The 7,553-nt window shown below is 72.2% G+C and carries 8 protein-coding genes; 6 read left to right on the top strand and 2 right to left on the bottom strand.

The features are described from left to right. Window positions 1-78 precede the first annotated feature (78 nt). Window positions 79-729: a response regulator gene (locus tag AB3M81_RS10745; RefSeq protein ID WP_412903901.1), complete on the bottom strand. Its 651-nt coding sequence runs from the start codon at window positions 727-729 to the stop codon at window positions 79-81. Beyond that, the gene (locus AB3M81_RS10740; RefSeq protein WP_412903909.1) at window positions 726-1,880 is read right to left on the bottom strand and encodes a sensor histidine kinase; all 1,155 of its coding nucleotides are present in this window, start codon (window positions 1,878-1,880) and stop codon (window positions 726-728) included. The genes AB3M81_RS10745 and AB3M81_RS10740 overlap by 4 nt, the downstream gene beginning before the upstream one ends. Before the next feature lie 136 nt (window positions 1,881-2,016). On the opposite strand from AB3M81_RS10740, the gene AB3M81_RS10735 reads away from it, so the two are divergent. The 6 genes from AB3M81_RS10735 to AB3M81_RS10710 are packed head-to-tail and all read left to right on the top strand — an operon-like array spanning window position 2,017 to window position 7,548. Beyond that, on the top strand, window positions 2,017-2,928 hold the full coding sequence (locus AB3M81_RS10735) for an ABC transporter ATP-binding protein (protein WP_412903900.1): 912 nt from the start codon (window positions 2,017-2,019) through the stop codon (window positions 2,926-2,928). Further along, a complete protein-coding gene (locus AB3M81_RS10730; RefSeq protein ID WP_412903899.1) occupies window positions 2,925-3,749 on the top strand; it encodes a hypothetical protein in 825 nt (274 codons plus the stop codon). Before AB3M81_RS10735 ends, AB3M81_RS10730 begins: the two co-directional genes overlap by 4 nt. Before the next feature lie 43 nt (window positions 3,750-3,792). Beyond that, complete coding sequence (locus tag AB3M81_RS10725) at window positions 3,793-4,518, top strand: enoyl-CoA hydratase (protein WP_412903898.1); 726 nt, start codon at window positions 3,793-3,795, stop codon at window positions 4,516-4,518. Beyond that, the gene (locus tag AB3M81_RS10720; protein ID WP_412903897.1) at window positions 4,518-4,976 is read left to right on the top strand and encodes an AMP-binding protein; all 459 of its coding nucleotides are present in this window, start codon (window positions 4,518-4,520) and stop codon (window positions 4,974-4,976) included. The genes AB3M81_RS10725 and AB3M81_RS10720 overlap by 1 nt, the downstream gene beginning before the upstream one ends. Window positions 4,977-5,029: 53 nt before the next feature. Next, a complete protein-coding gene (dxr, locus tag AB3M81_RS10715) occupies window positions 5,030-6,250 on the top strand; it encodes a 1-deoxy-D-xylulose-5-phosphate reductoisomerase (protein WP_412903896.1) in 1,221 nt (406 codons plus the stop codon). After that, the gene (locus tag AB3M81_RS10710) at window positions 6,247-7,548 is read left to right on the top strand and encodes a M50 family metallopeptidase (RefSeq protein WP_412903895.1); all 1,302 of its coding nucleotides are present in this window, start codon (window positions 6,247-6,249) and stop codon (window positions 7,546-7,548) included. Before dxr ends, AB3M81_RS10710 begins: the two co-directional genes overlap by 4 nt. Window positions 7,549-7,553: the final 5 nt, after the last annotated feature.

Raw genomic sequence — 7,553 nt, 5'->3', positions numbered from 1 at the left:
GACTTAGACATCTCCACTAAGCCGGGAGGTCCTCCTCTTTCACAAGCCCCGTGTCACCAACGTGTCTGCCGAGTACACCTAGAGCCGGCCGGCCTCGTGCATCGTGATGGCGACCTGGACCCGGTTGCCGGCGTCGAGCTTGGTGAAGATGCGCGAGATGTGCGCCTTGACGGTGGCCACGCTCATGAACAGGTCCGCGGCGATCTCGGCGTTGGAGCGGCCGTGGCCGATCGCGCGGGCGACGTCCAGCTCGCGCTCGGTGAGCGTGTCCACCAGCCGGGTCGCTCCCGCGCGGCGCGAGTCGGTCGAGTCGGCGGTCACGCGCCGGATGAGGTTCTCGGTGACCGTGGGGGAGAGCATCGGCTCGCCCGCGACGACCTTCTCGATCGCCGCGACGATCTGCGGCGGGGGCGTGTCCTTGAGCAGGAACCCCGCCGCGCCGGCCGAGAGCGCGCGCACCACGTAGTCGTCGGCGTCGAACGTGGTCAGCACGAGGACCTTCGGCGCGTCGGCGCCGTCGGTGATCGCGCGCGTCGCCTCGATGCCGTCCATGACGGGCATCCGCAGGTCCATCAGGACCACGTCGACGGCGTGATGGCGAACCGCGGCGACCGCCTCGCGGCCGTCGCCGGCCTCCGCCACGACCTCGAGGGCGGCGGCACCGCCGAGCATGAGGCTCAGTCCCGCACGGACGAGCGGATCGTCGTCGGTGACGAGGACGCGGATCACGCCGCCCACGGTAGCCACACCCTCAGGACGTGCCGGTCGGCGGTGGTGAGCCGGCGCAGCCAGCCGCCCGCCAGCTCGGCCCGCTCGGTCAGGCCCACGAGGCCCAGTCCCGAAGCCGGCAGCGGCTCCGCCGGGCGCGTCCCGGCCGGGAGCCGATTGGTGACCTCGATCGAGAGCCCGGTGTCCGGCCCGCCCGACACGTGCACCTCGACGCGGGTGCGCGGCGCGTGCTTGCCCGCGTTGGTGAGCCCCTCCTGCACGACGCGGTAGGCGGTGCGGCCGATCGCGGACGGGACGGCGTCGGCGTCGACCGACACGTCGGCGACGAGGTTCATCCCCGTGCCGCGGAAGTGCTCGATCAGGTCCGGGATCGCGGCCGCGGTGGGTTGCGGCGGCTCGGGCTCGGCGTCACCGGTGCCCTCGCGCAGCACGCCCAGCACCTCGCGCAGCTCGACCAGGGCCAGCCGCGAGCTCTGCTCGATCGTGGCCGCCGTGGCCTTGACCTCGTCGGGGGACAGGTCGTCGCGGTAGGAGAGCGCCCCGGCGTGCATCGTCACGATGGAGATGCGGTGAGCGAGCACGTCGTGCATCTCGCGGGCGATGCGGGCGCGCTCGGCGATCCGGGCCCGGGCGACGCGGGCGGCCTGCTCGGACTCGGCCGTCTCGGCGCGGTCGCGCAGCGTGGCCATGAGCTCGCGGCGCGAGCCGACGAACATGCCCCAGCCGACCGTGATCGCGATGATCGTGGCGAGCAGCGCGATGTCCACGAGCATCAGCTCGCGACCGTCCTGCGTGGGGTCGGCGAAGAGGATGAAGCTCGCGCCGGCGACCGCGCCCACCGCGCTGACGGGGATGATCTCGCGCCAGCGACGGCGCGTGGACAGCGAGAACAGCGCCCAGGTGGCCGGCCCGCCGGACGTCATCGAGAAGCCCGCGAGGACGTTCGTCGTCACGGCGACCGCCACCGGGAACCGCCGGCGCCACCTGACCAGCACGAAGCTGAGCACCCCGAGTGCGAGGTCGAGCCAGAACCACCAGCGCGCGTGCTCCCACTGGTGGCCGACCAGCGGCGCCCACGCGATGAGCGAGATCATCAGGGCCAGCCCGATCCGCCACGCGTGACCCCAGCGCGAGATCGGGGGAGCGGCCATCGTCACCGCCTCAGGATAGGGGCGACGATCGGCGCGCCACATCGAGCGATCGGTGGGCGCGACCCCCTACTTTCGGCCATCGGGTCGAGCGTGTCGGACGCTGTTCGCCGCCGGTCCGATCGGGCAGGGTGGAACCATGATCGAAGTCCGAAACCTCTCCAAGTCGTACGGCGACTTCCGGGCCGTCGACGACGTCTCGTTCGTGTGCCAGCCCGGTCGGGTGACCGGGTTCCTCGGCCCGAACGGCGCGGGCAAGTCCACGGCCATGCGGATGATCACCGGCCTGACGCGTCCCTCCTCGGGCAGCGCCACGATCGGCGGCGCCCACTACGCCGACATCCCCAACCCCGCCACGCAGGTGGGCGTGCTGCTCGACGCCTCCGCCCAGCACGGCGGCCGCACGGGCCGCGAGGTGCTGACGATCGGCGCCCGCGCGATGGGCCTGCCCGGCTCGCGCGTCGACGAGATGCTCGCCCTGGTCGGCCTCACGCCCAAGGAGGCCAAGCGCCGCGTCCGCAACTACTCGCTCGGCATGCGCCAGCGCCTCGGCATCGCGCACGCGCTGCTCGGCGACCCGAAGGTGCTCATCCTCGACGAGCCGGCCAACGGCCTCGACCCCGCGGGCATCCACTGGATGCGCCAGCTGCTGCGCGAGTACGCCAACCGAGGCGGCACCGTCATGCTCTCGTCGCACCTGCTGCACGAGATCCAGATCATCGCCGACGACCTCATCGTCATCGGCCACGGTCGCATCGTCGCCAGCGGCACGAAGGACGAGCTGCTGCGCACCGCCGGCACCCGCGTGCGGGCCCACGACCGCGCGGCGCTGCTGCAGGCCCTGAAGTCCGCCGGGCTCGAGGCCACCGAGGCGTCCGACGCCATCACCTCGCCCGCCACGCCGGAGCAGGTCGGCCTCGCCGCCGCCGCGGCCGGCGTCCCGCTGCTGGAGCTGCGCGAGGCCGACGGCGCCGGCCTCGAGGCGATGTTCCTGCAGCTGACCGCCGACGACCAGCGCGACCTCATCTCCAGCGAAGGAGCCCAGGCATGAGCACCACCACCCAGCCGACGATCGACCTCTCCCGCCCCGGCATCCCGTTCGGCCGCGCCGTCTCGGTCGAGGTCCGCAAGATGTTCGACACCCGTGGCGGCCTGTGGCTGTTCATCTGCACCGGCGGGATGATGGTCCTGCTGATGGGCCTGATCCTGCTGGTCATGGCACTCAACGACGGGTCCACCATCACCGCCAACGGCTTCATGCAGGCGATGATCGTCCCGCTGTCGATCCTGCTGCCGGTCTTCGCGATCCTCACGCTGACCACCGAGTGGGGCCAGCGCACGCACCTGGTGACCTTCTCGATCGAGCCGCGGCGCGGCCGGGTCGTGGCCGCCAAGCTCGCGGCGGTGACGATCCTCGCGCTCGGGACGATGGTCCTCGCGGGCCTCGTCGGCGCGCTGGGCAACGTGCTCTACGGCGCGATCACCGGCAACGAGATGGTCTGGAACGTCTCCGCGAAGGACCTCGCGTGGACCGCGGCGCTGCAGCTGATCTACTTCCTCATGGCCTTCGCGATCGCGTCGGTCTTCCTCAGCACGCCCGGCGCCATCGCGGTGTTCTACGTCATCGCACTGATCCTGCCGTTCGTCGTCTACACGACGCTGTGGTTCATGTTCGGCTGGGCGCGCGACGTCATCCCGTGGCTGGACTTCAACTACGCGGCCGCGCCGCTGCAGCTGGGGACGGACTTCTTCGGCGAGCCCGTGGACGTCGGCGCGTACGAGTACCTGCGGTTCGCCGGATCGGTCACCCTGCTCGTGATCCTGCCGGGCCTCTTCGGCATCCGCCGCGTCCTGCGCACCGAGGTCAAGTGAGGCATCGCCGTCCGCGCGGTGGCCGGTCGCTAGGTTGGACCGCATGTCCGACCTGCTGACCACCGCGCGTGACGGCGACGTCGTCGTGCTGACGCTCACGCGGCCCGACCGCCGCAACGCCCTCAACCTGGACCTGTGCCGCGAGCTGCACGCCGCCACGGTCGAGGCGGTCGACGGGGGAGCGCGAGCGATCGTCGTCACGGGCGAGGGCTCCGCCTTCTGTGCCGGCGCCGACCTCGACGGCGTCTACGGCGACGAGTTCATCGAGGCGCTCTACCGGATGCTCCACCACCTCGCCGAGGTCCCGGTGCCGCTGATCGCGGCGGTCAACGGGCCCGCCATCGGGGCGGGAACGCAGCTGGCGATCGCGTGCGACCTGCGCGTCGTGGACGAGCGGGCCCGCTTCGCGGTCCCGACCGCCCGCAACGGGATGGCGGTCGACGCCTGGACGATCCGCACGCTCGCCGAGCTGGCGGGCGGGGGCCGCGCCCGCCGGGTCATGCTGGCGGCCGACACGATCGATCGCGACGAGGCGCTGGCCTGCGGCCTGGCCGATCGTGCCGGGACGCTGGAGGACGCGCTGGCGTGGGCGCACGAGATCGCGAGCCTCGCGCCCATGACGCTCGCGCACAACAAGCTCGTGCTGAACGGCTGCACCGACCAGGACCGCATCGACCGCAGCTTCGCGAGCGTGTGGGCCAGCCGGGACGTCAGGGAGGCGGCCCTGGCGCGCACCGAGAAGCGCGACCCGATCTTCAGGGGGAACTGATGGCCCGACCGCAGAGCATCGCCTTCCGCGCCCTGGACCTGCACGTCATCCAGGGCCGCGCCGACGAGACCGCGCTGCACACGCCCAGCGGCACGCTGTCGTACGCGCAGCTGCTGCACGAGTCGGCTTCGCTCGCCGGTGGCCTGCGCGACCTGGGCCTGCGCCGTGGCGCGCCCGTCCACCTCGACGTGCCCGACCGCCACACGTGGGTCCTCAGCGTCCTGGCGATCGTCCGCCTGGGGGCCGAGCCCGACCGCGAGGCCTCGTTCAGCATCACCCAGGACCCGGCGGTCGTGGGGGCCGGTGAGGACGAGTACGAGCTCGACCTCGTGCTGCGGGCGGGCCGGGTCGATCCGGCACGCGCCGAGATGCACGACGAGGGCGACTACGGCGAGCGCATGGAGCGCAAGTACGGCGACGTCCTCGCGACGCTGCTGCACGGCGGAACCCTGACCTGAGCGGTTCACGGGGTCCGACCCCGGGCTCGGGCCGCGGTGCCACAATGGACCCCATGAGTTCGCGCGTGGTCGTCCTGGGCTCGACCGGGTCGATCGGCACGCAGGCCCTCGACGTCGTCAGGGCCAATCCCGACCGGTTCGACGTCGTGGCGCTCGCCGCCGGCGGCGCCGACCCGACCACCTTGGCGTCGCAGGCGCTCGAGTTCGACGTCGACGTCGTCTCGGTCGCCAACGCCACGGCGGCGCAGGACGTGCAGCTGGCGCTGTACGCCGAGGCGCAGCGCCGCGGCTGGTCCGCCGGCGAGACGCGCCTGCCGCGGCTCATCGCGGGTCCGGACGCCGCCACCGAGGCGGCCCGCCTTCCCGCCGACACGGTCCTCAACGGCATGACCGGCGCCGTCGGCCTGATGCCGACGCTCGCCGCGCTCGAGGCCGGCGCCACGCTCGCGCTGGCCAACAAGGAGTCGCTCATCATCGGCGGGCAGCTCGTGCTCGACGCCGCCAAGCCCGGCCAGCTCGTCCCGGTCGACTCCGAGCACTCGGCGCTCGCGCAGGCACTGCGGGGCGAGGACCCCGAGGACGTCAAGCGCCTCGTGCTGACCGCGAGCGGCGGCCCGTTCCGCGGCCGTACGCGCGACGAGCTGCGCGACGTCACGCCCGAGCAGGCGTCCGCGCACCCCACGTGGGACATGGGCCCGGTCATCACGATCAACTCGGCCACGCTCGTGAACAAGGGCCTCGAGGTCATCGAGGCGCACCTGCTGTTCGGCGTGGACTTCGACCGCATCGACGTCGTGGTGCACCCCACCTCGGTGGTGCACTCGATGGTCGAGTTCGTCGACGGCTCCACGATGGCGCAGGCGTCCCCGCCCGACATGCGACTGCCGATCGCGCTCGGCCTGGCGTGGCCGCGCCGCGTTCCCGGCGCGGTCCCGCCGTGCGACTGGACGTCGCCCACGGCATGGGAGTTCTTCCCGCTCGACGACGAGGCGTTCCCCGCGATCCGTGTCGCCCGTCGGGCCGGCGAGTTCGGCCGCACCGCCCCCGCGGTCCTCAACGCCGCCAACGAGGTCTGCGTCGACGCCTTCATGGCCGGCGACCTCGACTTCCTCGGCATCGTCGACACGGTCGCCGACATCGTCGACGCCCACCTGGCCGACCCGGCGACGGCCGAGGGCGAGCTGAGCGTCGACCGCGTCCTGTCCGCCGACGCCGCCGCCCGCGAGCAGGCCCGCGCCACGATCGCCGCCCGGGCGGAGGTGGCGTCGCGATGATGTACGCCCTCGGGGTCGTCGTCTTCCTGATCGGCGTCGCCGCGTCGATCGCCCTGCACGAGGTCGGCCACATGTGGCCCGCCAAGAGGTTCGGCGTCAAGGTCACCCAGTTCTTCGTCGGCTTCGGCCGCACCGTGTGGTCGGTCAAGCGCGGCGAGACCGAGTACGGCATCAAGGCGTTCCCGCTCGGCGGCTTCGTGAAGCTCGTCGGGATGCTGCCGCCCGAGCACGAGGTCCGCGACCGCGAGGGCCACCTCGTGGTGCGCTCGTCGAACACGGGCCTGTTCACCCAGATGGCGACGGACGCCCGTGCCGCCGAGTACGAGGACATCGACCCCGCCGACGAGGACCGCCTGTTCTACCGCCGTCCGTGGTGGCAGAAGGTCATCGTGATGGCCGGCGGCCCCACGGTGAATCTCGTCATCGCCACGGTGCTGTTCGCGATCTCGTTCATGGCGTTCGGCGTCTCGGTGCCCACCACGACCGTCTCGCAGGTCTCGGACTGCGCGATCGCCGACGCCGAGGCCGGACGCGCGTGCACCGACGAGGACCCCGTGACGCCCGCTCGCAAGGCCGGGCTGCAGGCCGGCGACGTCATCACGACGTTCAACGGCGAGCCGATCGAGGACTGGAGCGAGGTCACGACGCTCATCCGCCGCAACGGCGACCGGGCCGCGACGATCGGCTTCGAGCGCGACGGGCGGCCCGAGGAGGTGACCGTCAACACCTCGGTGCTGGCGCGCGCGTCCATCGACGACCCCGAGCGGGTCGAGAACGTCGGCTTCCTGGGCGTCTCGCCGACCTTCGTCACGCAGAAGCAGGGCCCCGGCTTCGTCGTCGCCGAGATGGGCTCGATGATCGGCCAGACCGCCGAGGCGCTCGTGCACCTGCCCGCGCGCATGGTGGGCGTCGTGCAGGCCGCATTCGGTGCCGAGCGCGAGGCCGACGGGCCGATCAGCGTGGTCGGCGCCAGCCGCGTGGCGGGCGAGCTCGTCACGACCGACGACCCGACGTGGGGCGAGCGCACGCAGCGCATCATCAGCCTGCTCGCGAGCCTCAACCTGTTCCTGTGGCTGTTCAACCTCGTGCCGCTGCTGCCGCTCGACGGCGGCCACATCGCGGGCGCGCTGTGGGAGGAGGTGCGGCGCCGCATCGCCCGCCTGCGCGGGCGTCCCGATCCGGGCTTCGTGGACGTCGCCAAGATGCTTCCGGTCGCTTACGCGGTTGGGCTCGTCCTTATGATCATGGGTGTGGTCCTGATCTACGCCGACATCGTCAATCCGGTGAGGCTCTCGTGAGCGGC

Source organism: Aeromicrobium jepli, from assembly GCF_047246605.1.
Lineage (GTDB): Bacteria > Actinomycetota > Actinomycetes > Propionibacteriales > Nocardioidaceae > Aeromicrobium.
This window is presented reverse-complemented; position numbering and strand designations above follow the sequence as displayed.